The following is a 25,619-nucleotide window of genomic DNA, read 5'->3' on the forward strand; positions in this document are numbered from 1 at the left end:
ACTGCCTAAAACCATTTAGGCAGTCTTTTTTTCGTTAAGAACTAGTAACGAGCAATGCATGCGGATGCTGCGTTTTGTATTCATCTTTCCACGGAATATTTAGTTGTTCCCACGATTCGCCGCTATCATTGGATTGAAAGACGCCATTGTTATTTAACGTGTAAAACGTATGTGGTTCAGCCTTGTTTGTCGCAAACATCGAAATGACTGTACCGATTGCAGATGGTAGTCCTTGTTGTACTTGCTGGAACGGAGTATCTTTCGTTTTTCGATAAATATAAGATTCATAAGGGATACGGTGATGAGCCAGATCAGCACTCGGTGCAGCTGAAACGAGAATCGTATTGCAATCAGCTGGATCAATTGCCATGCTGTATAAATAATGATGTTCAAGTCCTTCACTACATGAGATCCAGCTGTTTCCATTGTTATAACTTTCAAGATAAGCACGATCAGGTCCGCCCATAAATCCGTCACCACATGATGCATAAAGACGATTTGGTGCTTCAGGGTGCATAAGTAATTGATGAGCATCGATAGGAGCACCGAATTTTTTATCAATCCATGTATGCCCTTTATCATTACTTTGAATAACAGCACCAGCTTCGATTGAAATGTGTATTGTATTAGGGTTGTTTGGATCAACTGTAATCCAGCGTACGTGATGGGTAAAAGGTCTAGGCGGGAAAGCCCACGTATAAGAAGATAATAATGATTTCATATTTTTAAGTTCAGTCCACGTTTCACCACCATTTTCAGAGCGAAATAAAGCGCTCGGTTCTGTGCCGACATAAACGACCCCATATCCGTTCACTTGTTCATTTGAGCTTATTGTTATGGAAGTGATAGAGGAGTGTAAAATACCATCTTCTTTAGGGAAATCAAAGTAACGATAAGAATCTCCAATTGGTCTCCATGAATCCCCGCTATCGTCACTTAACCATAGACCTCGTCCAAATGTTCCGCAATATACACGGTTTGGGTGGAACGGATCAACAGCGATACAGGTAGGTTGCATATTTTGTAAGTGGTAAGTCGTTTCATAGTTATCATATTGTTCTTTCACTACAACAAGTTCACGTTCCATACAGAGAAATAAACGTTTCATTTAAGTAACCTCCTTAAAATTCTTTCATTAGTAAACAATATGAAAATAAAAAAGAAGTAGTCTTGTTTTATTTGAGAAAAAGGGATTGTCTAAAAAATAGCGAAGTGTGTATACAGAGGAAGCGGGCGTTTACAATCAGTCGATTCGGGATAAAGATGGGGAGTTTGTTTCATACTAACATACAGATATTGTACTTAAAGGAGTATAAGTATGGGACATTCGCATGATCATGGTCATTCAAAAAATAAAAAGGCGTTACTAATTGCCTTCCTACTAACAACAAGTTTTATGATTGCAGAAGTTATTGGTGGATTTGTAACAAATAGCTTAGCACTACTATCTGACGCGGGGCATATGCTAAGTGATGCAGTATCTTTAGCTTTAAGTTTACTTGCGTTTAAGCTCGGAGAAAAAACAGCAACAACTGTGAAAACATATGGATATAAGCGAGTCGAAATGTTAGCAGCATTATGTAACGGTGTCGTTCTTATTGTCATTTCGGTATACATTTTTATTGAAGCAATCCGTCGTTTTAAAGAACCAGTTGAGATTGCTAGTAATGGGATGCTCATTATTGCAGTCCTTGGTCTGCTTATTAATATTTTATCAGCTTGGATATTAATGAGAGGCGGAGATGTGAAAGGTAATTTGAATTTAAGAAGTGCTTTCCTGCACGTACTAGGCGATCTATTGGGTTCCGTCGGAGCGATCATTGCTGCGTTACTTATTAAATTTTTCGGATGGACTGCTGCAGATGCGATTGCTAGTATTCTTGTGTCTATTTTAGTCATTATTAGTGGATGGCGTGTAACACGTGATACGGTTCATATATTAATGGAAGGTGCACCACAGCACATAAATGTTGAAGAGGTAAAAAGTACGTTATTAAATATTCCGATTGTCAAAGAAGTTCATGATTTGCACATATGGTCTGTCACATCAGATTTTCAAGTATTAACATGTCATCTTATTATTAAAGGGAATGAAACGCAAAGTATATTAAAAGAGGCTACGTATGTATTAAAGGAGAAATTTCATGTAGAACATGTCACCATTCAAGTAGAAATAGATGGTGAATTTAATCATGATGAGACAACTTGCAAAGTATGAAAGAAAAAGGATAAGAAAAAGTGTCATAACATTTTTCGCACGGCATACATATATATAATGTGGCCACAAATACTTTGCAAGGTAAATATTTCATGAAATTACTTTACTTATAAAGAGTCATCTTTTATAATCAAAAGTGGTAATTGATAAAGATTATCATTTTCAATGATCGTAGAAAGGAGTTTTTTAAAAGATGAGTAGTCAACTCCGTTTTGCTGTTGAAAATCGTAAGAGGCATTTAATTGATGAGTTAATTGGAGCAGGTGTGTTTAAGATTCGCGACCGACAATTATACGAGCTGTCTTTAGAGGAATTGGAAAAAGAGTACGAAGATATGGAAGATTATGCGAATATCCAGGCATAGCTATATAGATTAGTAAAAGGAGAGCTGGTTACGATTTTGTGTAACCAGCTCTCTTTTTATTTCGTAGAAATTATTTTTTGTATTTCTTTCATGGGACGGAGCCAGTTTTGGGTCATTATTTGTTCCATTTGTTTTTCGTCCTGCTTCTGTAATGCTTGAATGATAGAGTGATGTTCTTCAATAGATTGACTTGCCGGAACAAAGTTTTGGAAAAACAAATATTCAAGACGTAAAACGTGAAGTTGCATATTTTCTAGAAAGGGTTCAATATATTGGTTTTTAGCAATAGAAGAAATTGTATTGTGGAATTGTATATCTAATTCTAAAGCTTGTTTTGCGTTTTTTTTCTCTATAGAGTGCTGAAAATGATCATTTATTTCAGAAAGTAGTTGAATATCAGCGTCTGTAATGTTTTGAAGAGCTTGCTTTCCTATAATAGAGTGAAGACCAGCCATCGTTTCATAAATGATAGATACGTCGTCTAACTTAATAGGAGCAATTTTCGTTTTTTGCCCTGGTACCATTTCCACTAATCCAGAAAGCTCTAATATTTGAAGTGCTTCTCTTACAGGTGTTCTGCTTACTCCTAGTGCCTCAGCCAATTCCCCATCATTAATTTTTTCATTGGGCTTCAGTACACCTTCAATAATCCAATTTTGTAGTTGATTTAAAACGAGTGATTTTGCTGAAATTCTTCCTGGTTTTTTATAATTTTGAGGGACAGGCATAGTGAATTCAATCCTTTCATTGTATATTTTCCTTTTTTGCATGAACAAGCTTTAATTTTTGTTTCCCTTCATCCGGTTTTTGGCTTAAGATGAGCACCATTACAATGACACAAAAAGCGCCTAATAACTGAAAAGATTGAAATGGCACGTGCAATATAAGTACAGAAGAAATAATAGCTGCGAGTGGTTCTGTGCAACCAAATAATGTTGTTTCTTTCGGAGTCAGGTATCGTATGCTGTCTAAGTATAAATAAAAGGCAATAAGTGTCCCGAAAATGACGACAAATGTGATGAGCGGTAGGGTACTTAGTTTTACATATTTCATAGTTGATAATAAAATGAATTCGTTTGTAGAAATAAAGTGTACAATCGTTACACCAATACCCCCAATAATCATGCCCCATCCAACGATAACGGAGGAAGACCATTTTTCTAACAATTCCTTTGAATATAAACTATAAAAAGCGAGAGATAATCCAGATAAAACACCCCAAATAATAGCTGGTGTAGAAACAGCCAAGTTATGAACAGACCCGTTTGTTAGTAAGAGAAAAGTACCTACTAATGAAAGGGTAATTGAAATGAAATCAATTTTTGATGGACGAACGTTCCATTTGAAAAGTAAGTATACAGTGATGAATATAGGAGCTAAATATTGTAATAATGTTGCCACGGCAGCATTTCCTTCTTTAATTGAAGAGAAATACGTATACTGTACAGCAAGCATACCGAATAGACCAAACAAAATCATTTTAATAGCATTAGATTTTTGTTTCCAAATGCCAAATATCTCTTTTTTTCTCGTTCCGAATGAGGAAATAATGAGCAAAATAATTCCAGATATAAGTAAACGGATCGTAACTAACCATTCGGTTGAAACATTGTCATATTGAAAAAGTTGTTGTGCAGCTGTACCAGACAAGCCCCATAAACAAGCACCGATTATGACCATTATAATTCCTTTTAATCGATTTGAATCCATATGATCTAAAATTCTCCTTTCTAAAAATATAAATTGAATACAATATGCAATATATCACAGAATGACTCGTTAATAAACTGAAATTTCTAATTTTTTATGTATAGTAAAATATTGTAGAGGAGGGGGAGTATATGTTAGCTGGATTTTTAGTTTGTTTATTTGTTGGGTTACTTATCATTTTTTTAGTGTATCAAATACATGTGAAAAAGAGGTTGTTTTTGTTAGCAGGATATCAAGAAGAAACGTTTGTTGGAGATAAAAATAAATTAGCGAAGCTTTCAGGAGCATTTTCTTATATAGTCGGAGTTGCTACTATAATATTACCGCTTAGCTTAGAAAAAATAGGTGATGTAGTTAGTATCATATATGCTATATTAATTGTTTTAGGTACAGTTGTATTTATAATTAAAGCAAACCTATTAAATAAGAGTGCTATAAAATAAAAAGGCTTCATTCTACTGAAGCCTTTTATTAATTATTATGAAGTATAAGTAAAAGCCGGAATAGGATCAATAAATGTATTCCACTTTTGTCCCATTTCCTTTTCTGTTAATAGACAATCATCTAATGATTGTTCAATCACAGAACGATTCATATCAATACCGATAAATACGAGCTCAGTTATTCGATCTCCATATCGCTCGTCCCAGTTTTTTAATACTTCTGGTTCTTCTGCAATCATTTGATTTCTTTCAGTTTCAGGTAATGCGGCTATCCATTCACCGGCTCCTTGAATTGTAATAGAGGAACCTGCTTGAGATAGAAGCCCTATCATATTATTACGAGATGCGAGCCAGAAGAATCCTTTCGCTCTTACAACATCTAAAGGCCATTTTTCTAGCCAATTCATAAGGCGCTCGGGATGGAAAGGATATTTGCGACGGTAAACAAAGGAATTGATACTGTATTCTTCCGTTTCCGGTGTATGATGTTCACTATTTAATTCTTGTATCCAGCCGGCCGATTGACTAGCTTCTTCATAATTAAATAGATTTGTGTTTAAAATTTCTTGTAATGGTACTTTGCTAAACGAAGATTCAAGAATTTTTGCATTAGGATTTAATTTTTTTAGTAAATGATGAAGCTCTATCACATCTTCTTTTTCTAGTAAATCTATCTTATTAAGAATAATTACGTTTGCAAACTCAATTTGATCTATTAATAAATCAATAACTTCCCGGGTATCATTTTCATCGATTGCTTGTTTTCGGTCTAATAAACTTTCTCCGTCTGCAAAATCATCCCAAAATCTATTTGCATCTACAACTGTAACCATCGTATCGAGGCGGCAATTTTTCGTTAAATCAATGTTAAGAACTTCGTCTGTATAAGTAAACGTTTGAGCAACTGGAATAGGCTCACTTATACCAGAAGATTCAATAATAATATAGTCAATATCACCATTTTCAACAAGACGATTCACTTCTATCATTAAATCTTCTCGTAGTGTACAACAAATACAGCCATTTTGAATTTCTACTAGTTTTTCCTCCGTACGTGAAAAACCACCCTTTTTTATAAGAGATGCATCAATGTTTACTTCGCCCATATCATTAACGATGACAGCTACTTTTAAGTTATTCTTATTAGTCAAAATGTGATGTAGTAAGGTAGTTTTTCCAGATCCTAAAAAACCACTTAATACAGTGATAGGTACTTTTTTCATGAAATGATCTCTCCTTTAAATCGTAATGATTACGCTTTATGTTAAACGATGGGAAAAGAAAAAGCAAGAATAAATCATAATGATTACGATTTAAGAATAGAAATAGACTATAAAATTTGTGCTGTAGTATGAAGCATTTGGACAAGCACATGTTTACATATAAATAAAATGGAGGCGAGAAGCTTGGTCTTTAATAGAGTTTCAAAAGAATTAGTAGGCATAGCTCTTATCGCTATGTTTCTCTTTTTATTATTTTTTGTAGATTTTACAAGTCTAGCAAATTTGCACAAAAATATGCCACAGGAATGGTTAAATGTGAATACAGTATTTTTAAGTATCATTTTTGAAGCAATACCCTTTATTTTATTAGGGGTAATTGTTTCTTCATGTATTCAAGTGTTTGTGACGGAAGATATGATTCAAAAAGTAATGCCGAAATCTCCGATTGTTGCAATGATTCCGGCAGTATTTGTGGGAGTTCTTTTTCCAATGTGTGAATGTGTCATTATACCAATTGTAAGAAGGCTCATTCAAAAGGGGTTACCACTTCATGTAGGCATTGTTATTTTACTGAGTGCACCCATTATGAATCCAGTTGTTCTTTTATCTACTGTATATGCGTTTCCAAAAAATGATTACGTAGTATATGCACGCTTTGGGATAACAATTTTAGTTGCTCTATTCATAGGTCTAATTGTGTATTATTGCTATCGCGAAAGAAATGTTTTAAAAGACGTAGAGGTTTCAGTTCAAACAAGCAATAAAAAGAGTTGGAAAGATGTTATGAATCATATTGTAGATGAGTTTTTTGATACTGGTAAGTATTTATTGATTGGTGCTTTTTTAGCAAGTGTATTTCAAACGTTTTTTGATCGGAATGTACTGGATGCAGTAGCACATAACGAAGTAATTGCCCCCTTTATTATGATGGGATTTGGTTATGTTTTATCAATTTGCTCTGCAGCCGATGCTTTTATAGCGGCATCTTTTGGACATGTTTTCTCGGTAAAGGCACTTCTCGCATTTCTTGTATTTGGGCCTATGCTTGATATGAAAAATACGTTAATGCTATTTGCATATTTTCAAAAGAGATTTGTATTCTTTTTGATAGGAATTGTCATTGCATCTGTGTATACCATCCTGCAAATCATAATGTTATAGGAGGTGAGAAAGAATGGAGAAAGAGGAGCAGAAGGCGTATCATCGCTATATACGTGGCATTATTTTAATTGGTTTAGCAATGCTCTTATTTAAACTACTTGTAACAGGTAATATTTATAATTTTATCGCTCCAAAAATGATCAAATTTACGTATATAGCTTTTGTAGTAATTTTAATTTTTGGTACTGTACAAGTTTGGGGAGATGGAAGAGAGAAACAGCATGATTGTAATTGTTGTAAACATCATACAACATCAAAATCAGGGATAAAAAGTTTCTTTGTATATGTTTTATTTGTCGTTCCGATAGTTAGTGCTTTTCTCTTTGGAAGTGTAACAATTGATGGAAGTTTAGCAGGAAAAAGGGGTATGAATCAAAGTGTACAGTCGAGAAGTCTGGAAAGGAATGAAAAAGAGGGGGAACAGGTTAATTTTGATGGGCGAGAAGTATCCGTTGATCCAGAAGAAACATCAAATTTATCAACGACTTATAAAACGGAAGAGCAAGTAGTAAAAAGTATGTTAGGACAGCGTAAACTACAAGTAAAGGATAAGGACTATGTTCAAACAATGAATGTAATTGGTCAAAATGTTAATTGGTTTAAAGGGAAAGAAATTACATTCTTAGGGTTTATATATAAGGATAAAGATGTGACGGGTAATAAAACAGTAGTGGCTCGATATGGCATAACTTGTTGTATTGCGGATGCATCAGTCTGGGGGATGATTGTTACCGGGCAAAATGTTGAAAAAATTCCAGAAGAAACATGGGTGGAAATAACAGGATTATTAGGTGGAACGACATATAAAGGAACAGTCTTTCCACTTGTAAAAGTAAACAAAATCAAGAAAATTAATAAGCCAACTGACCCATATGTATATGATGCTTTACCTCAATAGAAAAGAATAAATTCTTCATATTTTCATGAAATAGAATCATAATCATGGCGATAAAAAAATAAAGATAAGAGTAATTTGGTTTGTTAAAAATATGTGCAGAAGGAGTTATGCGATGAACTGGGTTACTCATAAACCATCATTTGAATTTGAAACATTTAGTCCTATTATTCGGTCACAATCTGCGTGGAGTGGACATTTAGATTTTGCATATGACTTAGTACGATTTGAAAAACCAGAAACTTTAGTTGAGTTAGGTACACATCTAGGTGCTTCTTTCTTCAGTTTTTGTCAAGGAGTAAAAGATGGAGGGTTATCGACTAAATGCTTTGCAGTAGATACTTGGGCTGGAGATGGGCATACAGGTCCATATGGAGAAGGGGTTTTTCAAATAGTAGAAAAAGTAGTGAGCGATAACTACCTTAATATAGGAAATTTAATTCGATCTACTTTTGATGATGCTGTAGAGCGGTTTCAAGATGAAACGATAAATCTTTTGCATATTGATGGCTATCATACGTATGAAGCTGTTTCTCACGATTATAATACATGGCTACCGAAAGTCGCGAAAAACGGTATTGTATTATTTCATGATATTGAAGTTAGAAGTGGTGATTTCGGCGTATATAAGTTTTGGGATGAGGTAAAAGCGAAGTATCCTCATTTTCAATTTGCGCATTCATATGGACTGGGAGTGTTATTTCCGAAGGGTTGTAGTGATAAGTTTGAAGAAATACTTAAAAATAAAGAAGAAATACAAAATATGTATAAATAAAGGTAGGGCATGCATCATTTTTATGATGTGTGCCCTATTTTTTATGTAGAAAATAATGGTGTGAATTAAAAAGTTAAGATAGTTGTAAAAAGTTTTGTTGCAGCAAATATTAAAAAAGTTAGTATGGGATTGTTCCTTGTAAATAAAATAAAGCTTTAATACGTTCATATCAATCCGGGATTTTATAGTAGTTAATTTCTTAACTAGGTACTTTGCACTTACTAAATTTTGATACAAGGGTCTTATTGACCGAAAATATCGGGATAAATAAAAATACAACATTTTTTATATTTTTCATTGCGAAAAACGTAATCTACTTTTACAATAGAAAGGGTTGTGAATATATTATACTGGAAAAATAAATCGAAATAATATGAAAATTTTGTTTTGTCTTCGCTAATTGTATATTACATACATGTAAGACGACATACGTCATGTTATCGACTTGTAAGGAGAGAAAAAAATGAAAAGTGTAAGATTACCATCGATGCTAGAAATCATAGTTCTTTTATTACTATTTCTTGCTGTTGTCTTTTCCTTCCAAACGATTTTTGATCTCCCAATTCAATTAGCGCTATTTATTTCATGGTTTTTAGTAATTGCGCTTGGATTAAGATTAGGATTTCGTTATCAAGAATTGCAAGATGCAATTACGAAAGGGATTTCTAACGGATTAGAAGCAATACTGATTTTAGTTGCAGTAGGTGCTTTAATTGGAACATGGATTGCTGGTGGGGTAGTACCAACATTAATCTATTATGGATTAGAATTTATTCACCCTAGCATATTCCTATTAGCAACATTAATTATTTGTTCTATAACTTCTATCGCAACAGGAACATCTTGGGGAACAGTGGGAACAGCAGGTATTGCTATGATGGCGATTGGTGAAGGACTTGGTTTACCACTTCCGCTTGTTGCTGGTGCAGTTCTTTCAGGAGCTTATTTCGGCGACAAATTATCACCACTTTCTGATAGCACAGTTCTTGCAGCTTCTATGGCGAAAGTAGATGTTATTGCTCACGTTCGAGCTATGCTCGTATTAGATGTTCCGGCTTATATTATTACTAGTATTATGTTTACTGTAGCTGGTTGGATGTATGGCGGCGATAATGTAGATTTGAATCGAGTAGAATTTTTAAAAGAAGCTTTATTAAAGCAATTTGATATTAAAATATGGATGCTTATTCCAGCGGTCATTGTTATCGTTCTATTAGCGATGAAGAAACCGTCTATGCCAACAATTGCAATGGGAGCTTTAATTGGTGCAATTTGGGCAACTCTTTTCCAAGGGATGAACTTTGGAGAGGCGATTGGAACAGCTTATAACGGATTCTCAATTCAATCTGGTGTTGAGTTTGTTGACAAGTTATTAAACCGTGGTGGAATTAACGGCATGCTTGGCTCAGTAGCCGTTATTATTTTCGGTTTAGGATTTGGTGGATTACTTGAAAAACTAGGTGTTTTAAAAGTAATCGTATCAAAATTTGAGAAGAAATTAAATTCTGCAGGTAATGTAACATTGTCTACATTAATCGTGGCATTCTTAGCTAATATATTTGGTTGTGCGATGTATGTATCACTAATTTTAACACCAAAAATTATGGAAGATAGCTATGATAAATTAAAAATAGACCGTCGTGTATTAGCACGTAACTCAGAAGTAGGTGGAACGTTAACTTCAGGTATGGTTCCATGGTCTGATAATGGTATTTTTATGGCTGGTATTTTAGGTGTAGCAACGTTCTCATACGTTCCGTTTATGTGGTTAAGCTTCGTATCGTTAATTTTAGCAGTTATTTACGGATATACAGGCAAATTCATCTGGTATGTAGATGATGCAGATAAAGGAAAGCAAGCATCATAAAATAAAAATCACCTTCTACAATATGTAGAAGGTGATTTTTTTATTTTTTAATAGCATTTTCTGAAGTTATTTCATTCTCATATTTAGCAATTTTTTGTTGTATCTTTTTTAAGTTTTTTTCAGTGTCTTGAATGAGCTGTAAGACATTGGTCTCCTGTTGTTTCATTAATTCTAACCTTTGAAGGATGGTAGATTCTCCTTCCATAGACCAGTCGATAAATTGTTTTATTTTTTGAATTGGCATACCAGTGTTTTTTAAACACAAAATCATCTCTAAATATTTCAGTGCTTCTTCATCAAAAACTCGATCTCCTTTTTCGTTTCTTTGCAGAAAAGGAAACAGTCCTTGTTTATCGTAATAACGTATTTGAGAAATAGTTAAGTGTTGCATTTTGGCGACTTGCCCAATTGTATAATACATATCATTCATCCTTTTATTACCAAGGTATAATGCCATCTTTGTTAAATATTTTACCATTATAGTTTGTTTCACTTAATGCATATTTAATAATAATTTTAGCACTTTCAGTGGTTGTATGGCCACCGGGGGAATTTCCATTAAGATCCGTAGTTGTAAAACCAGGAGTTACTCCAAATACTTCTGGACCGTTAGTGGCAAATTCTTTACTAAAAGCTAATGTTAAAGCATTAATAGCTGTTTTGGAAGAATTATATCCTAGTGTATTAATTGGATGTGTTTCACCATTAGCAAACATTGTTAGTGAGGCCATGTCAGTTGTTACATTTATGATTTTACTGTTGCTTGATTTCTTTAATAATGGTAAAAAGGCTTGCATCATTTGGAAAGTTCCAAAAAAGTTAACTTCAAATCCTTGGCGTAAAGTTTCAATATTTAATTCACTAGGTAGCGTATTGAAGTCTAGCGCTATGCCTGCGTTATTAATTAATAAATGTAAGTGGTCAGTCGTTTCGTAAATTTTCTTTGTTGCTTCTTGAATGGATTGTGAATTTGAAATATCTACTTGAATATAGGAAACGTTTGAAACATTTAAAGATTCTACGGCTTGTTGTCCAAGTTGTTCATTACGAGCACCTAAAAATACGTGGTAATCTTTTTCTGCTAATTGACGAACAAGTTCATATCCAATTCCTTTATTCGCACCTGTTATAAAAGCATATTTTTTCATATTGAATTCCTCCAGTAGTGTTATAGTAGGTTACAATGGAAAGGATACAGCCTAAACTTAAGTTTAGGTCAAGAGGAATTTTTTAAAATAAATATAGAATATCTATATATAAGAGTGAGAATTCTTATCATTTAAGAGAAAGTCTGTTATTATAAGAGATGTAGGTATTATATTTTCAAGGGGATGAAAACATGGAGTACAGAATTGAAAGAGATACATTAGGAGAAATAAAAGTTCCAGCTGATAAATTATGGGCAGCACAAACACAACGTAGTAAAGAAAACTTTCCAATTGGAACAGAGCAAATGCCGCTTGAAATTGTAAAAGCATTTGCAATTTTAAAGAAGAGTGCAGCGCTTAGCAATCAAAAATTAGGAAAGCTATCAGAAGAAAAAGCAGAAGCAATTGTAGAAGCTGCGGATGAAGTGATTGCAGGGAAATGGAATGAACATTTTCCGCTTGTCGTATGGCAAACAGGTAGTGGTACACAGTCAAACATGAATGTGAATGAAGTAATTGCAAATCGTGGGAATCAAATTTTGAAAGAGAAGGGATCTGACGTACATATTCATCCGAATGATGATGTGAACATGTCACAAAGTTCAAATGATACATTTCCAACGGCGCTTCATGTAGCTTGTGTAATCGCAGTAGAAAATCACGTATTACCAGCAATTACGAAATTAAAAGAAACTTTAGCAGAAAAAGTAACTGCATTTGAACATATTATAAAAATTGGTCGTACACATTTACAAGATGCAACGCCGTTAACTTTAGGGCAAGAAATTAGCGGATGGCACCGTATGCTTGAAAAAACAGAGCGTATGATTGCAGAGAGCAATACATATATGAAAGAGTTAGCAATTGGTGGAACTGCGGTTGGAACAGGTATTAATGCTCATCCTAAATTTGGTGAGATGGTATCAGAGGAAATTAGTCAATTTACAGGTAAACAATTTGTTTCTGCACCAAATAAGTTCCATGCATTAACGAGCCATGATGAAGTTGTATATACTCACGGTGCATTAAAAGCATTAGCTGCGGATCTAATGAAGATTGCTAACGATGTACGTTGGCTTGCAAGTGGTCCACGTAGTGGTCTTGGAGAAATTATTATTCCAGCAAATGAACCGGGAAGCTCTATTATGCCAGGTAAAGTAAATCCAACGCAAAGTGAAGCGTTAACGATGGTTGTAGCGCAAGTAATGGGGAATGATGCAACAATCGGATTTGCTGCGAGCCAAGGTAACTTTGAGTTAAATGTATTTAAACCTGTTATTGCTTATAACTTCTTACAATCAGCTCACTTATTAGCGGATGCAATTGTTTCGTTTAATGACAATTGTGCAGTTGGTATTGAAGCAGATGAAGAAGTAATTAATGAAAATGTGAATCGTTCACTAATGCTTGTAACAGCGCTAAACCCACATATCGGATATGAAAATGCAGCGAAAATTGCGAAGCATGCTCATAAAGAAGGATTAACTTTAAAAGAAGCAGCGTTGCAATCTGGACTACTAACAGAAGAGCAATTTAATGAAATTGTAGATCCAAAGAAAATGATTGCTCCAAAAGAGTAATAGAAAAAGCCAAGATTCTTAGTATAGAATCTTGGCTTTTTTGATGTTCATTTTTAAGTTTCATCTACTTGCAATAATGCAAGCTTCAAAATATATTATTTGTTAGCAGGCGTATTCATTACTTTCATCTGTGGGCAGTTCTCTTTTAAGAGTGAAATGAATTTTTCTTCTTCTTGTGGTACGAAAGTGGTCACTGAGTCAAATAAATTATAATTAATTTCTAATTGTTGCCTAGTCCATTTTTTTGAACGAAGTTTTTTGCCAGAGTACTTAATATGGCGAATGTCTTTAAATGGGATTTCAGTACGAAGTATGAAACCGTGTTTTACAACAAGAGATGATTCCGTTACGTTGTAGTGAGAGAAATAGAATGAAGAAAGGTTCACGATATTTAATAGCATCATGAGAGTGAAAAAAATAGAATTTTCATTTTGGAAGAATAACGAAACGAAAAAAATAATTATAAATAATGTAATGAAAATGACGTGGAATGGATTTTTTTTCGCTTTAAACTTCAAGTTAGTCACCTCGGTATACTTGTTCTTTAACTAAATTAAATCATAACATTGTGATAAAACGTGTGAATATGCAGAATTGCATATTCACACGTTTTATTATTCATGTAAAATTTCTTGATGGGATAAATTCAAAAGAAGTTTTGTAATAGTGGAGTGGCATGAAGTGACTTACAAGAATAGAAAGATAGCGTTAGTCATAATTAGTTGTATGATGATTATGAGTAGTTGTGCTAATAAATTTGTTGAAGATAGAAATCGAAAGCATACATTTGTACAAGCAAGTAAGGTTTTAGTAGAGACTGTAAATAGAATATATAAAAAGTAAAGGATGTTTTCTTATACGAAAACATCTTTTTTGTAGTTAAAATTGAATACTGAAGTTTTGGAATGAGTGAATACCAGTTCCATATTCACTAATCGCATATGTATTCTGTGCAATTTGTTTAACGGTAAACTAAGGGTCTTGAAGAATATTTATGTTCTATTTCACATCCTATAAAATGAATTTGTATAAACATATTCGCTTTTCGTTGTATTAAACCCTATTGTTAGATGTTTTTATAAAAGTTTATAAAATGGGTAAACGAAACATTGAAATGTTTGTTTGCGTTGTGATAAGATAGTGAAGTGGTAATAAACGTTATGCTGATTTGTTTGGTTTTAAATAAACATTTTAAAGGAGTGTTTAGTATGAGTGATATTTCAGAGAAGTTTTGGGATGCGTCAATAGAGGAATTAAAGAAAGGGTATGTGTTTGATGAAGAAAAAGAGGAGTACATTTGCTTAGCTTGTGGTGAAACATTTATTAAAGGTGTTATTTATCAAGATAACCAAATTTTGTATGAAGCAGAGAAGTTCGTCCAATTGCATATTCAAAATGAGCATACGTCTATGTTTGATTATTTGTTAAATATGGATAAGAAATTTACTGGTTTAACGGATTTACAAAAGAAAATGGTTCAGTTTTTCCATATGGGACTGAATGATAAAGAAATTGTAAAAGAGATGGATGGCGGAAGTACATCAACAATTCGTAATCATCGATTTACACTGCGAGAGAAAATGAAGCAAGCAAAAGTATTTTTAGCGCTAATGGAATTATCAGAAGAAAAATCAAAAGTACAAACGAAATTTGTGCCAATTCATAGAACAGCAACGATGGTGGATGATCGATACAATATTACGGAAGAAGAAAATGATGAAGTATTAAAAGCTCATTTTACAGAAGGATTAGATGGACCTCTCTCTAAATTTCCGAAGAAACAAAAGCGTAAATTAATTATATTGCGCCATTTAGTGAAGAAGTTTGATAGTAATAAAAAGTATACTGAAAAAGAAGTAAATACAGTGATAGAAAATGTATACCCTGATTTTGTAACATTAAGAAGATATTTAATCGAATATGGATTTTTAGATCGAACAGCCGATGGAAGTCAATATTGGGTGAAGTTATAATCATACGAAAAGAAAATGAATAGAAGCACAGTATTATAACAACTATACAAAGAGATAGAGATTGAAAATAGATGTTTAATAAAAGGAGAAATGAAATTTGAAACCACCTGCAGATAACAATAAAGAAGGTGCGGAGTCACATAAGTTGGAAAGTGAGAGTAAACCGATTTGGAAATCGATGTCGATGTTTTTAGTACCGTTATTATTAAGTAATGTACTACAATCAGTTGGACAATTATTTGGTATGGTAGTAGTAGGAAGATGGCTTGGAGTTAGTGATTTAGCGGCTATATCAGCATTCTTCCCATTATTTTTCTTGCTCGTTTCATTTGTAATTGGTATCGGTTCAGGAAGCTCTATTTTAATTGGTCAGGCGTTTGGTGCTAAAAACGAAGATCGTTTAAAAGCTATCGTTGGTACGACGTTGACGTTTACCTTTATTATTGGAGTTGTGTTGGCGATAATAGGCAGTATTTTTGCGATGGATATTATGCGTCTAATGGGAACGCCAGAAAATATTATTGAAATAAGTGTACATTATGCACGGATTTTATTTATATCGATGCCAGTATTATTTTTATATTTCGCATATACAACATTTATGAGAGGTACAGGAGATTCTAAAACGCCATTTTACTTTTTAATTGTAAGTACAGCGCTAAATATGATTTTATTACCAGTTCTTATTTTTGGATGGTTAGGAGCTCCGAGATTAGATGTGTATGGAGCGGCCTATGCATCTGTTATATCTACAGTTATTACGTTTATTGTCATGCTTGTGTATTTAAAGAAGAAAAATCACCCATTACAACTAGATGGCACGGTTAGAAAATACCTTCGAATGGATGGGGAGTTATTAAAGCTATTGCTAAGGCTCGGTATACCAGCAAGTATAAATATGATATTAGTATCATTATCTGAGATTGCCGTAATCGCATTTGTAAATCGTTACGGTTCGGATGCAACAGCTGCTTACGGCGTTGTGAATCAAGTTGCAAGTTATGTACAAATGCCAGCAGTTAGCCTTGGTATTACAGTTTCCATTTTTGCGGCACAATCGATTGGTGCGAATCAATTTGATCGATTGCAGAAAGTTGTGAAGGCTGGAATTATTATGAACTACGTCATCGGTGGTGTGTTAATATCTCTTATTTACTTATTCTCAAGAGACATCTTATCACTATTTTTAACGAGTCAAACTACAATTGAAATTGCTCATAGCTTAGTTATGATTACGTTATGGAGTTATTTAATTTTCGGTCATGCACAAATTATTAGTGCGACAATGCGAGCGAGCGGTACAGTACTTTGGCCAACTGTTATTGGAGTTGTTTCAATTTGGCTTGTAGAAGTACCCGTAGCATATTATCTTTCTTACCATACAAGTCTTGGAATAGAAGGCATCTGGATCGGGTATCCAGCAGCATTTATTGTCAGCTTAATATTACAGTATGCATATTATAAGCTTTCATGGCAAAAGAAACGAATTACACGATTAGTTAGTTAAATAGAAAAAATGTCCCTAAGTTATTAGACTTAGGGACATTTTTTCGTAAGTGCAGGTTTACAAATAGCTTTTTAAAGTGATATCAAAATGTTGTCTAATGAGTGTTTTATCACTCATATAAAACTCCCACGCTTTTTCCGGTTCACCGATAATCTCAAAGGATTCTTCTGTAATATATAAAGCGCAATTATCCTCGAGTGCAATTCCTTCTATATTCCCTTGATGATTTTGTAAAAAGGAATGGAAGGCGTTCATTCTGTTTAATTGATTATAATGTGGACAAAATCTTTTATTAACAATCCCCCATCCGTTACTTTCTATATAACCAGAACCTTCATAATCTGATCGGATACTAGACGTGAACCAACACATAGCACCAGCGCTATAACCAGCAATAAGTGTTCCTTGTTGCAGAGCCAATAATAATTTTTCATCGAGTCTATGTTCTTTCCATTGCGTAAGCATGTGAATATAGTTCCCGCCACCTAGATAAATTAAATCGGCTGAATGAATCATCTCGTCTATTTCATACTTAGAAGGTGAATCTGTTGTAGTACGTAAAATTTGTACTTCACAATGTAATTGTTTTTCAAACGTGTCTAAAAATAATTTTATATAGCTTTCATCATCATGACTAGCCGTTGGAATAAACAATATTTTGGGGTACTGTTTATTTGTTAATCCTATAAGGCGTTCATTAATAGGCAAGTGATTTGAATCTTGTAAATCACCGCCACCAATGACAGCTAATTTCATAGTAAAGCACCACCTAATCATTTTTGTTATATAAAAATTCGATAGAAGAGAGTTACATTCCTTCCGTAATGTAATCAATAATTAGAAAATATAGCTTAAGTATATCGGAATAGTAAAGAAACTACTGACTATATATACCAATGCATTAGAAACCATTCATTGATATATAATATTTCATACTAATGTTTCAAAATATGGAAAAAATATGTTTAAATAGATATAATGACGCATTCATTCATATTGAATTTATACTTATATTTTAAAAGGGTATCGGAAATAATAGCGATTTTCTAAAACAGTTTTTACTTTTAATAGGAAGTTGTATTACAATATGGTAAAATTATTTCAATATATTTATTTAATATGAAATACAAAGAAGGAGCGTGAAAAAAGTGGATTTTCGATTTGAATTTACAACGAAGCTGAAAGAATACTTAGACGATGAGAAGGATGAAAAAATAATAAAAGATGGACATAGAGATGTAATTTTTCACTATTTATATGCGTTAGAGACTGAAATTGGCGTTGTTAAAAATCCTAATTTTACTTTTTTTGCATCAGGAAGACGTTCACATATAGTGTTAGAAAACGTTGAATTTAAAACAGAAGTGAATGTGAAAAGTAATATAATCGAAATTGTAAAAATAGTGGATAATGTAGTTATTCCGTTAGATACTATCGTAGCGAAAGATCGGGAATTATTTGCCCTTGGGCGTAATGAGAAGTTTAGTGTACAAATATTAGAGCAGTACCTTTTTGATACATTTGGAGAAAAATTAGGTTTAAAATGAATGGAATAGCCTATGTATTTATAGGTAGTTAATTTTCTTATATATCATTTACGTTTGACCTTTCATTTAATTTATACTACAATTCGTAGTGTGAAAGGAGTTGTACAATGTTTACTCAAAACTATAAGTTAAATGAGCACGGGTTAAATCATTTCTTTGGACCGCTTGAAGCAAAAATTATGGAGATTGTTTGGTCTAGCGATGGTATTACGATTAAAGAAGTGCAGCAGAAATTAAGTGAAGAATCACCTGTGAATTTTAACACTGTTATGACAGTTATGAACAGGTTAGTAGAGAAATTACACTTAGAAAAACAGACTGTGAAAAGAAGTGGCATATATCGTGCTGTACAAACGAAAGAAGAATTCTTATCCAATCAAACGAAGAAAATGACACAGGAATTGATGGGGGAATTTGGAGATTTAGTTGTAAATCATATGTTAGATGAGTTAGAGCAGGCTGATCCGACTTTAATAAAAAAGTTAGAAGACAAATTGAGTCAGTTAAAAAAAGAGGATTAATGAAATGAAATGGCAAATGCGTAAAATCGTATTGTTAGCAGTAATTGTTAGTACCCTCTTTTTCAGCTTGTTACTGTATTACGTTACATATCCATTTCTGTTTCAAAATAAGATGTTCCTTCTTTCAAAATTTTGCTTGTTCCAGTTAGAAAAACATATGAAAGAATTATCGCTGATTCGTATAATAATCGCTGGATTATTATTACTTACTGTATTAATCGTGTGCAAAAGAATTTGGCGACAATTTTTCTATAGTAAAAAATTACAAAAAGTACTTATCCCTTTCATCCGAAAAGGAAAACAAATATATATATTGCCGACTACGGAAGTTGCGGCATTTACAATTGGGCTATTTCGTCCGAAAGTTGTCATGTCAGAAGGGATGCTTCAAACATTTTCAGATGAAGAAATGGATGCAATTATTTTCCATGAAGAATATCATCAAAAGAATTGGGATCCGCTAAAATTATTTTGTTTTACGCTATTAGCAGAAGGAATGATGTACATACCAATATTAAAAGGGTTGTTACAGCGATATCATACGTATCAGGAACTAGCTGCTGATAAATATGCGATGCAAAAAATGGAATCCTCACTTGAGTTAGGTAGCGCGTTATTAAAATTAATTAAAATAAAGACAATGGAAAATCGATGTGTTACAGCTTCATTTGCAAAAACAGCAATAAATTTACGAATCGAGCAAGTGTTAAATGAAAAGGTTGTTAAGCTTACTATTCCGTTACATACGAATTCGGTATATGTAACAGTAGGTTTATTCTGTATGTCGGTTGTACTTATTGTCGGAGAGTGCATATAGCCTCTTTTTTTTAGAATAAACACTACTCGTTGTAGTGTTTCAGGGGGAATAAAATGAATGCAGCAGATTTAACAATTTGGCTTGTGGCTGGGGCGGGAGTATTGTCATTTATATCACCGTGCTCTTTACCGCTATATCCATCTTATTTATCTTATATTACAGGTGTGTCTATTCAAGATTTAAAAGAAAATCGTGGGATTATGCAAAAATCAGCGATTATACATACAGTATTTTTTATGATTGGATTTTCGGTTATATTTTACGCGTTAGGTTTATCGGTAAGTTGGATTGGAGTAACATTTTCATCTAACCAAAAATTGATTCAACAAATTGGTGGGATTTTTATTGTTTTAATGGGGCTATTTATGACGGGCTTGTTTCAGCCTAAGTGGCTTATGGCAGAGAAAAAGGTGCAGTATAGAAGTAAATCGACTGGATTTATTCGCTCGATTTTAGTCGGTATGACATATGCAGCGGGTTGGACGCCATGTGTTGGACCGATATTTTCAGCTGTACTCATGCTTGGCGCGACGAATCCTGAAGGGGCACTTCTTTATATTACAGCGTATACTCTTGGGTTTGCGGTTCCATTTTTCGTGATGGCGTTCTTTATTGGGAAGGTAAAATGGATTGTTACATATGCCAATGTCATGATGAAAATTGGCGGTGGAATGATGATTGTAACGGGTATTTTATTGTATACAAATCAAATGACGAAAATTACAGCATTCTTTATTCGTCTATTCGGTGGATTTACAGGTTTTTAAAAATGAGGAGGAAGAAAAGTGAAGAAAATAATTGCTATTATATTAGTAGGGGCACTCGTTTGGGCGGGGGTTAACTTTTATAATTCAAAGAAAGAAGAGAAGGAAAGAAAAGCGAAACAAGCAGAGTTACAGGAGAAAGAAGTATTACCACAAGTCGGTTTTAAAGCACCTAGCATTACATTAAAAGGATTAGACGGAAAGTTGCAGTCGTTAAATGATGCTAAGGGAAAACCATATATTATTAATTTTTGGGCATCATGGTGTGGGCCGTGTGAAATGGAGGCACCTGATTTAGTTCATATGTATGATAAATATAAAAAGGATGTTGAAATTTTTGCGGTGAATGCAACTGTTAGTGACCCAGTACAAGAAGCAAGCGCATTTGCTAATCGCTATGGGTTTGAGTTTCCTGTTCTATTAGATATGGACGGAGTAGCTGGACTAGATTATAAAGTATTCTCTTTACCGACGACATTTTTTGTTAATAAAGATGGAATTATAGTAGATCATGTACGAGGTGTATTACCACCAGATCAATTAGAAAAGAAATTTAAGAAATTGATTGAGAATTAAAAGGAGATTTCGTGACGATGGAGTGGATCGTGAGGTTACAACCCATATCTCTTATAATTGGAAGTCTATTTGGATTTGTGTTGATGAAACGAAAGATGAGGCATCAAAATGTATCATATGAAAAAATGATGGATGCCGTAACAAATGCTTTTCTTATCATCGTATTTGTATGGAAGTTTGCACCATCAATTTTAAATCCTGTATGGGCCTTTGGGGCGCCAGTGCAAGCAATATTAGCTGTTGGAAGTATGCAACATATTGTAGTAGGATGCGTGATTGCGAGTGTATACATTGTTTGGAAAAGTAAAAAGGAGCAATTTTCGCTTCGTATTTTACTTGATGCATTGCCTTTTGGTCTGTGTGTGAGTATTATCTTTTATTTTCTATTACATCATGAAGTAGGTGCACAAACGACACTACCATGGGGAATGAAAATATATGAATCTAAACTTTTATATCACCCTATTTTCGTATATGAGATCAGCCTTGCTCTTTGTATAATGGGCTTGTTATGGATGAAAAATGAAAGGCTCGGAAATGGAAAGAATATAAGTGTTTTTCTAATTATTGAGGGGTTTGCTCATATTATTATTTCGCTTGTTAGTGAACAAAATTCGGTTCTGTTTGGTCTATCAGCAGAGCAAATAATGAGCTTTTGTATTATTAGTTTAGGGATTTTGTTGGTGCCGAAAAAATAAAAGATAGCCATGTACAGAGAGTATCTGTATGGCTATCTTTTATAAGCATATTTCTTCATCATATGCTAAATCATTATATTGTAGAAATCTAAAAACCCCTTTATTAGGGGTTTTTAGGTTTCTATAGGTCTGCATGTGTTTCTTGTTTATCTGTATCCCATTTTGGAAGTTGTTTTGCTTGTTGACTTTCAGTAAAATTATTAAATCCAAAAGCAAGTATGCATGTAAAGGTTAAAATAGCTAAACTAATCTTTTTCATTATCTTAGTGCCTCCTTAGTTAATAATTTTTGTTTTGCTTCGTAAGTTTTGAAAAAATATTTTTGAGATTTCTCTATTTTATTCACTTTATGAAATTCTACTGCTAATAATTCGTAATATTCTTGTACATAATCGTATAATTCTTTACTGTTAAAATATGTAGTGCCTGCAATGATTGCGTTTTCTAAGTCGTCTAGAATACCAGTGTGTTGTGTTTTTAAGATAGTGAAATGGTGTTTATATTCTTGATTATTTAATTCATTACAAATTTCTAAGCCTTTTTGAACCCAATCGTTTGCAATTTCTTTTTCATTTAAACTAAAATGTTCTTTGGCTTGTAGAAAATTGGCTTTTAGGTGTTTAGGTAATTTGTTTGTAACTATTGTAAGATGTCTAATAGCAAGGGTTGATAGATTTTGAGAAGAGTAGAGCCAACCTAAGTTATTTCGAACTTTTAAGATTAGTGTATCGTCTTTCAGCTTTTGTAAAATATTGATTGCTGAATTATAGTTCTCTTCGGCTTGTTCGAATTGTTTTAAATAAACAGAACATGAGCCTAAAATGTTTTCGCATAGAGCTATTTTAATTTCATAACGTGGATATTTTGAGAAAATCTCTTTAGCTTGATTTGCATAATTGATTGCTGTAAGTGGTTTGTTTGTATGGTGATTAAATATAGCGAATTTATATTTATATTCAGCTTCTTCTAGTTCGCCTGGTACATGTTTTAAAAGGGATTCAGCTTTTTCGTATTCTTTTTTTGCTTCATCATAATTTCCAATAATGGTAGCATGTTCAGCTTTAAAAAAGTGATAATAATAAGTAATAAAGTCTTCAGTTATTGGATTGTCTAAACGAACAATTTGACTAAAAGTATCATATTTAATGTTTGTCCAATCGGTTAGGACCTTATATTTAAAGTTTAGTAGGGAGTAGTAAAGCGATAGATTTTGATCAGCTTCAATTTTATTAATCTGTTTCTCTATTTTTTCTTTTAATTGTTTCGCTTCAATTAATTGCTCCGCTACCATTACTTGATATAAAATGTTTAATTCGTTGACAATCTGTTCATGCCCTTTTAATAACACACTCATTATATATTCCCCCATTCGATAAAAGTATCCTAATTTAATTATTTCTATAATAGCAAAATAGAAGAAGTATAAGAGTGGTTTTACCATATTTTTCAACAAAATTCTGAAAAATTAATTAATTTTTACATATTTCTTATTTTTATGTGAATATTACAAGTGCCTCTGGTAGTGGTGGGATGAATCTGACTCATGATACGTTAGCATCAATGGGAGGGATAGTTTTACTTGTAAATATGTTTTTAGGAGGATTGTTCGGATTGGGTCCAACTGTTAAGTTTTTAACAAAAATTTCACTTTCTTATTTAATAAAAACAGGATAATCCTCATTTTATAAGAATCATCCTGTTTTTATTGATACATTAAAAAATCGGCGGAGTAACAGAAAATAAGACTATCGCGTTTTTTTCAAAATGATTCTCCCATTTATGCTTTAAATAAGCAGGTATCTTTACGCTGTCGCCAGTTTCTAATACGTATTCTTCCTCATTTAAATATAATGTGATTTTCCCATCTAAGACAAATGCTAATTCTTCTCCTTTATGTTCTAGCACATTTTCTGATGAAGCTGTATTAGGCGGGACGGTCATAATTGCTGTTGCTAAATTTCCAGTGAAATCAGGTGAAAGCATTTCATATGATAAATTATCAATAATCATTTTCTTTCGTTTATGGGAACGTACAATTAAATCGTCTGTATTTGTATCTTCAAGTAAAAAGCTAAATGTTGGCACATCAAGAGCTTTAGCAAGCACTTTTAATGTTTGGATAGAAGGGTTAGCGGACCCGCGCTCAATTTGACTTAACATTGATGGTGTAATATCGGCCATCTTTGCTAGTTCTTTACTAGTTAAACCTTTTTCTTTTCTTTGTTTTTCAATTTTTTTACCAATATCTATATTTTCCATAATGAAAATCTCCTTAATAATTATTAAATTATATTTAAATAAATTAAATTAAAATTAACTAAATTGGATTATTTGTGTTAAACTATATTAAAATTAATTTAATTATAATTTATTGTATGGTGAGCTACAAGGATATAAGGAGGAAACAAAATGAAAGAAATAGGGGCATTACAAGCAGAATATCCATTAGTGAATAAGCTTATTGCAACAGAAGAAGTATTTTGGATAAATCCAAACATACAAATGTATGAAACAGCAATAAAAGATTCACCACTTAATGAAGAGAATGTAAAAGATGCGGAAGAGAGATTAAAGCGTTTTGCACCATATATTGCGAAAGTTTTTCCTGAAACGAAAGGGGCGAACGGCATAATCGAATCACCTTTAGTGAAAATACCTTCTATGAAAGAAGCTTTAGAGAGAAAATATGAGCAACCTATTTTAGGAGAATTATTATTAAAATGTGATAGTCATCTTCCAATATCAGGATCAATTAAAGCTAGGGGCGGCATTTATGAAGTGTTGAAACATGCTGAGCAACTAGCATTGCAGCACGGAATGGTAACAGAAGAAGATAATTATTCCGTTTTAGATAGTGATACATGTAGAGAGTTTTTCTCGAAATATTCAATTGCAGTAGGTTCTACAGGGAATTTAGGACTTAGCATAGGGATTATGAGTGCGAATCTAGGTTTTAATGTAACTGTTCATATGTCAGCAGACGCAAAAGAATGGAAGAAAGATTTATTAAGAAGTAAAGGTGTAAACGTTATTGAATATGAAGATGATTATAGCAAAGCAGTAGAAGAAGGAAGAAGACAAGCGGATGCGGATCCTAGCTGTTATTTTGTAGACGATGAAAACTCACATGATTTATTTTTAGGATACGCAGTAGCTGCATCACGATTACAAAAGCAATTAGAAGAGTTAGAGGTTGTAGTAGATGAAGATCATCCTTTATTTGTTTACCTTCCGTGCGGAGTAGGAGGAGGACCTGGCGGAGTAGCATTCGGTTTAAAGTTATTGTATAAAGATAATGTTCATTGTTTCTTTGCAGAGCCAACACATTCTCCTTGTATGTTACTCGGCTTAATGACAGGCCTTCATGACAAAATTTCCGTTCAAGATATCGGAATTGATAATGTAACAGATGCGGATGGACTTGCGGTAGGAAGGCCATCTGGATTTGTCGGTAAAACGATGGAACCATTTTTGAGTGGGAATTACACAGTAAGCGATGAAGAGTTATATAGATTGTTAAAAGAACTAGCTGATACGGAAAATATTTATTTAGAGCCTTCTGCACTAGCAGGTATGATAGGGCCAGTGAAAGTATGCAAAGAAGGTGAGTATTTACAAAAGCAACAGGTAACAGAGAAGGTGAAAAAAGGTACTCATATTGTGTGGGGAACGGGTGGAAGTATGGTTCCAAAAGATGTAATGAATGAGTATTATAGGAAAGGTTTGGATTTAACGGTATAAGAAAAATGAGGCTAGTTGTAGCCTCATTTTTTCATGTACATAAAAATCTTTGTTATTTTCACAATAGTTCTTTATAGTATATATAAAGGATA

General features: G+C 33.3%; 30 protein-coding genes. 19 read left to right on the forward strand and 11 right to left on the reverse strand.

Features of this window, described 5'->3' with window-relative positions:
• Positions 1 to 34 precede the first annotated feature (34 nt).
• A complete protein-coding gene (locus OXT04_RS01985; protein ID WP_267412639.1) occupies positions 35 to 1,108 on the reverse strand; it encodes a WD40/YVTN/BNR-like repeat-containing protein in 1,074 nt (357 codons plus the stop codon).
• A gap of 210 nt (positions 1,109 to 1,318) precedes the next feature.
• Between OXT04_RS01985 and OXT04_RS01990 the strand changes: the two genes are divergently transcribed.
• Together OXT04_RS01990 and fbpA are read left to right on the forward strand one after the other, a co-directional pair.
• On the forward strand, positions 1,319 to 2,218 hold the full coding sequence (locus OXT04_RS01990; protein WP_090976037.1) for a cation diffusion facilitator family transporter: 900 nt from the start codon (positions 1,319 to 1,321) through the stop codon (positions 2,216 to 2,218).
• A 193-nt stretch (positions 2,219 to 2,411) separates the two neighbouring features.
• On the forward strand, positions 2,412 to 2,582 hold the full coding sequence (fbpA, locus tag OXT04_RS01995) for a Fur-regulated basic protein FbpA (RefSeq protein ID WP_000098302.1): 171 nt from the start codon (positions 2,412 to 2,414) through the stop codon (positions 2,580 to 2,582).
• A 56-nt stretch (positions 2,583 to 2,638) separates the two neighbouring features.
• Here the strand turns inward: fbpA and OXT04_RS02000 are convergent, their stop codons facing one another.
• Together OXT04_RS02000 and OXT04_RS02005 are read right to left on the reverse strand one after the other, a co-directional pair.
• The gene (locus tag OXT04_RS02000) at positions 2,639 to 3,310 is read right to left on the reverse strand and encodes a GntR family transcriptional regulator (RefSeq protein ID WP_002023787.1); all 672 of its coding nucleotides are present in this window, start codon (positions 3,308 to 3,310) and stop codon (positions 2,639 to 2,641) included.
• A gap of 16 nt (positions 3,311 to 3,326) precedes the next feature.
• A complete protein-coding gene (locus OXT04_RS02005; RefSeq protein ID WP_065228593.1) occupies positions 3,327 to 4,292 on the reverse strand; it encodes a DMT family transporter in 966 nt (321 codons plus the stop codon).
• 131 nt (positions 4,293 to 4,423) lie between these two features.
• On the opposite strand from OXT04_RS02005, the gene OXT04_RS02010 reads away from it, so the two are divergent.
• Positions 4,424 to 4,735, forward strand: coding sequence for a DUF3784 domain-containing protein (locus OXT04_RS02010; RefSeq protein ID WP_053564804.1), 312 nt, complete (start codon positions 4,424 to 4,426; stop codon positions 4,733 to 4,735).
• Positions 4,736 to 4,770: 35 nt separating this feature from the next.
• On the opposite strand, the gene OXT04_RS02015 is transcribed toward OXT04_RS02010, so the two are convergent.
• Positions 4,771 to 5,958 (reverse strand): GTP-binding protein, encoded by a 1,188-nt coding sequence (locus OXT04_RS02015; RefSeq protein ID WP_075717962.1) that lies wholly within the window; start codon positions 5,956 to 5,958, stop codon positions 4,771 to 4,773.
• A gap of 168 nt (positions 5,959 to 6,126) precedes the next feature.
• Between OXT04_RS02015 and OXT04_RS02020 the strand changes: the two genes are divergently transcribed.
• From OXT04_RS02020 to nhaC, 4 genes are all read left to right on the forward strand, one after another.
• Entirely contained in the window at positions 6,127 to 7,119 is a 993-nt protein-coding gene (locus tag OXT04_RS02020; protein ID WP_175495679.1) for a permease, read from the forward strand.
• Positions 7,120 to 7,132: 13 nt separating this feature from the next.
• Positions 7,133 to 8,017 carry a TIGR03943 family putative permease subunit gene (locus tag OXT04_RS02025; protein ID WP_097821574.1) on the forward strand — a complete coding sequence of 295 codons (885 nt, stop codon included), beginning with the start codon at positions 7,133 to 7,135 and terminating at the stop codon, positions 8,015 to 8,017.
• 112 nt (positions 8,018 to 8,129) lie between these two features.
• Positions 8,130 to 8,789: a class I SAM-dependent methyltransferase gene (locus OXT04_RS02030; protein ID WP_089148932.1), complete on the forward strand. Its 660-nt coding sequence runs from the start codon at positions 8,130 to 8,132 to the stop codon at positions 8,787 to 8,789.
• 463 nt (positions 8,790 to 9,252) lie between these two features.
• Positions 9,253 to 10,656, forward strand: a complete 1,404-nt coding sequence (gene nhaC, locus OXT04_RS02035) for a Na+/H+ antiporter NhaC (RefSeq protein WP_000843986.1) — start codon at positions 9,253 to 9,255, stop codon at positions 10,654 to 10,656.
• Between the two features lie 40 nt (positions 10,657 to 10,696).
• On the opposite strand, the gene OXT04_RS02040 is transcribed toward nhaC, so the two are convergent.
• Positions 10,697 to 11,077 (reverse strand): MerR family transcriptional regulator, encoded by a 381-nt coding sequence (locus OXT04_RS02040; protein ID WP_002153132.1) that lies wholly within the window; start codon positions 11,075 to 11,077, stop codon positions 10,697 to 10,699.
• Between the two features lie 16 nt (positions 11,078 to 11,093).
• Positions 11,094 to 11,804: an SDR family NAD(P)-dependent oxidoreductase gene (locus tag OXT04_RS02045; protein WP_000759552.1), complete on the reverse strand. Its 711-nt coding sequence runs from the start codon at positions 11,802 to 11,804 to the stop codon at positions 11,094 to 11,096.
• Positions 11,805 to 11,995: 191 nt separating this feature from the next.
• Here OXT04_RS02045 and fumC point away from each other — a divergent pair, with 191 nt between their 5' ends.
• Positions 11,996 to 13,384: a class II fumarate hydratase gene (gene fumC / locus OXT04_RS02050; RefSeq protein ID WP_053564799.1), complete on the forward strand. Its 1,389-nt coding sequence runs from the start codon at positions 11,996 to 11,998 to the stop codon at positions 13,382 to 13,384.
• Positions 13,385 to 13,479: 95 nt separating this feature from the next.
• Here the strand turns inward: fumC and OXT04_RS02055 are convergent, their stop codons facing one another.
• Positions 13,480 to 13,902: a PH domain-containing protein gene (locus OXT04_RS02055; protein ID WP_000669072.1), complete on the reverse strand. Its 423-nt coding sequence runs from the start codon at positions 13,900 to 13,902 to the stop codon at positions 13,480 to 13,482.
• Positions 13,903 to 14,065: 163 nt separating this feature from the next.
• Between OXT04_RS02055 and OXT04_RS02060 the strand changes: the two genes are divergently transcribed.
• From OXT04_RS02060 to OXT04_RS02070, 3 genes are all read left to right on the forward strand, one after another.
• Positions 14,066 to 14,227: a hypothetical protein gene (locus OXT04_RS02060; RefSeq protein ID WP_000221432.1), complete on the forward strand. Its 162-nt coding sequence runs from the start codon at positions 14,066 to 14,068 to the stop codon at positions 14,225 to 14,227.
• Positions 14,228 to 14,592: 365 nt separating this feature from the next.
• Complete coding sequence (locus OXT04_RS02065; RefSeq protein WP_001280271.1) at positions 14,593 to 15,357, forward strand: DUF2087 domain-containing protein; 765 nt, start codon at positions 14,593 to 14,595, stop codon at positions 15,355 to 15,357.
• A gap of 97 nt (positions 15,358 to 15,454) precedes the next feature.
• Complete coding sequence (locus tag OXT04_RS02070) at positions 15,455 to 16,864, forward strand: MATE family efflux transporter (protein WP_086392040.1); 1,410 nt, start codon at positions 15,455 to 15,457, stop codon at positions 16,862 to 16,864.
• 57 nt (positions 16,865 to 16,921) lie between these two features.
• Here the strand turns inward: OXT04_RS02070 and OXT04_RS02075 are convergent, their stop codons facing one another.
• Entirely contained in the window at positions 16,922 to 17,620 is a 699-nt protein-coding gene (locus OXT04_RS02075) for a peptidase E (RefSeq protein ID WP_097924300.1), read from the reverse strand.
• Positions 17,621 to 18,012: 392 nt separating this feature from the next.
• On the opposite strand from OXT04_RS02075, the gene OXT04_RS02080 reads away from it, so the two are divergent.
• From OXT04_RS02080 to OXT04_RS02105, 6 genes are all read left to right on the forward strand, one after another.
• The gene (locus OXT04_RS02080; RefSeq protein WP_000347529.1) at positions 18,013 to 18,411 is read left to right on the forward strand and encodes a DUF3942 family protein; all 399 of its coding nucleotides are present in this window, start codon (positions 18,013 to 18,015) and stop codon (positions 18,409 to 18,411) included.
• Positions 18,412 to 18,518: 107 nt separating this feature from the next.
• Entirely contained in the window at positions 18,519 to 18,932 is a 414-nt protein-coding gene (locus OXT04_RS02085; RefSeq protein WP_000495052.1) for a BlaI/MecI/CopY family transcriptional regulator, read from the forward strand.
• A gap of 4 nt (positions 18,933 to 18,936) precedes the next feature.
• Positions 18,937 to 19,749, forward strand: a complete 813-nt coding sequence (locus OXT04_RS02090; RefSeq protein WP_023521637.1) for a M56 family metallopeptidase — start codon at positions 18,937 to 18,939, stop codon at positions 19,747 to 19,749.
• Positions 19,750 to 19,802: 53 nt separating this feature from the next.
• Positions 19,803 to 20,516 carry a cytochrome c-type biogenesis protein CcdA gene (gene ccdA / locus OXT04_RS02095; RefSeq protein ID WP_097821576.1) on the forward strand — a complete coding sequence of 238 codons (714 nt, stop codon included), beginning with the start codon at positions 19,803 to 19,805 and terminating at the stop codon, positions 20,514 to 20,516.
• An 18-nt stretch (positions 20,517 to 20,534) separates the two neighbouring features.
• Positions 20,535 to 21,089, forward strand: a complete 555-nt coding sequence (locus OXT04_RS02100; protein ID WP_000719879.1) for a TlpA family protein disulfide reductase — start codon at positions 20,535 to 20,537, stop codon at positions 21,087 to 21,089.
• Positions 21,090 to 21,106: 17 nt separating this feature from the next.
• Positions 21,107 to 21,787, forward strand: a complete 681-nt coding sequence (locus tag OXT04_RS02105; protein WP_069355371.1) for a prolipoprotein diacylglyceryl transferase family protein — start codon at positions 21,107 to 21,109, stop codon at positions 21,785 to 21,787.
• A gap of 121 nt (positions 21,788 to 21,908) precedes the next feature.
• Here the strand turns inward: OXT04_RS02105 and OXT04_RS02110 are convergent, their stop codons facing one another.
• Together OXT04_RS02110 and OXT04_RS02115 are read right to left on the reverse strand one after the other, a co-directional pair.
• Entirely contained in the window at positions 21,909 to 22,046 is a 138-nt protein-coding gene (locus tag OXT04_RS02110) for a hypothetical protein (RefSeq protein ID WP_000724012.1), read from the reverse strand.
• Complete coding sequence (locus tag OXT04_RS02115; protein WP_097821577.1) at positions 22,046 to 23,140, reverse strand: response regulator aspartate phosphatase; 1,095 nt, start codon at positions 23,138 to 23,140, stop codon at positions 22,046 to 22,048. Before OXT04_RS02115 ends, OXT04_RS02110 begins: the two co-directional genes overlap by 1 nt.
• A gap of 143 nt (positions 23,141 to 23,283) precedes the next feature.
• Here OXT04_RS02115 and OXT04_RS02120 point away from each other — a divergent pair, with 143 nt between their 5' ends.
• The gene (locus tag OXT04_RS02120; RefSeq protein ID WP_002025592.1) at positions 23,284 to 23,460 is read left to right on the forward strand and encodes a hypothetical protein; all 177 of its coding nucleotides are present in this window, start codon (positions 23,284 to 23,286) and stop codon (positions 23,458 to 23,460) included.
• Between the two features lie 39 nt (positions 23,461 to 23,499).
• Here OXT04_RS02120 and OXT04_RS02125 read toward each other — a convergent pair whose 3' ends face one another.
• Entirely contained in the window at positions 23,500 to 24,045 is a 546-nt protein-coding gene (locus OXT04_RS02125; protein ID WP_063547005.1) for a helix-turn-helix domain-containing protein, read from the reverse strand.
• A gap of 150 nt (positions 24,046 to 24,195) precedes the next feature.
• Here OXT04_RS02125 and OXT04_RS02130 point away from each other — a divergent pair, with 150 nt between their 5' ends.
• Complete coding sequence (locus OXT04_RS02130; protein WP_000658544.1) at positions 24,196 to 25,527, forward strand: D-serine ammonia-lyase; 1,332 nt, start codon at positions 24,196 to 24,198, stop codon at positions 25,525 to 25,527.
• The last annotated feature ends 92 nt before the right edge of the window (positions 25,528 to 25,619 follow it).

The sequence above is a fragment of the Bacillus sp. GC_Bacil_1 genome, assembly GCF_026540675.1.
In the GTDB taxonomy this organism is placed as follows: Bacteria; Bacillota; Bacilli; order Bacillales; family Bacillaceae_G; genus Bacillus_A; species Bacillus_A cereus.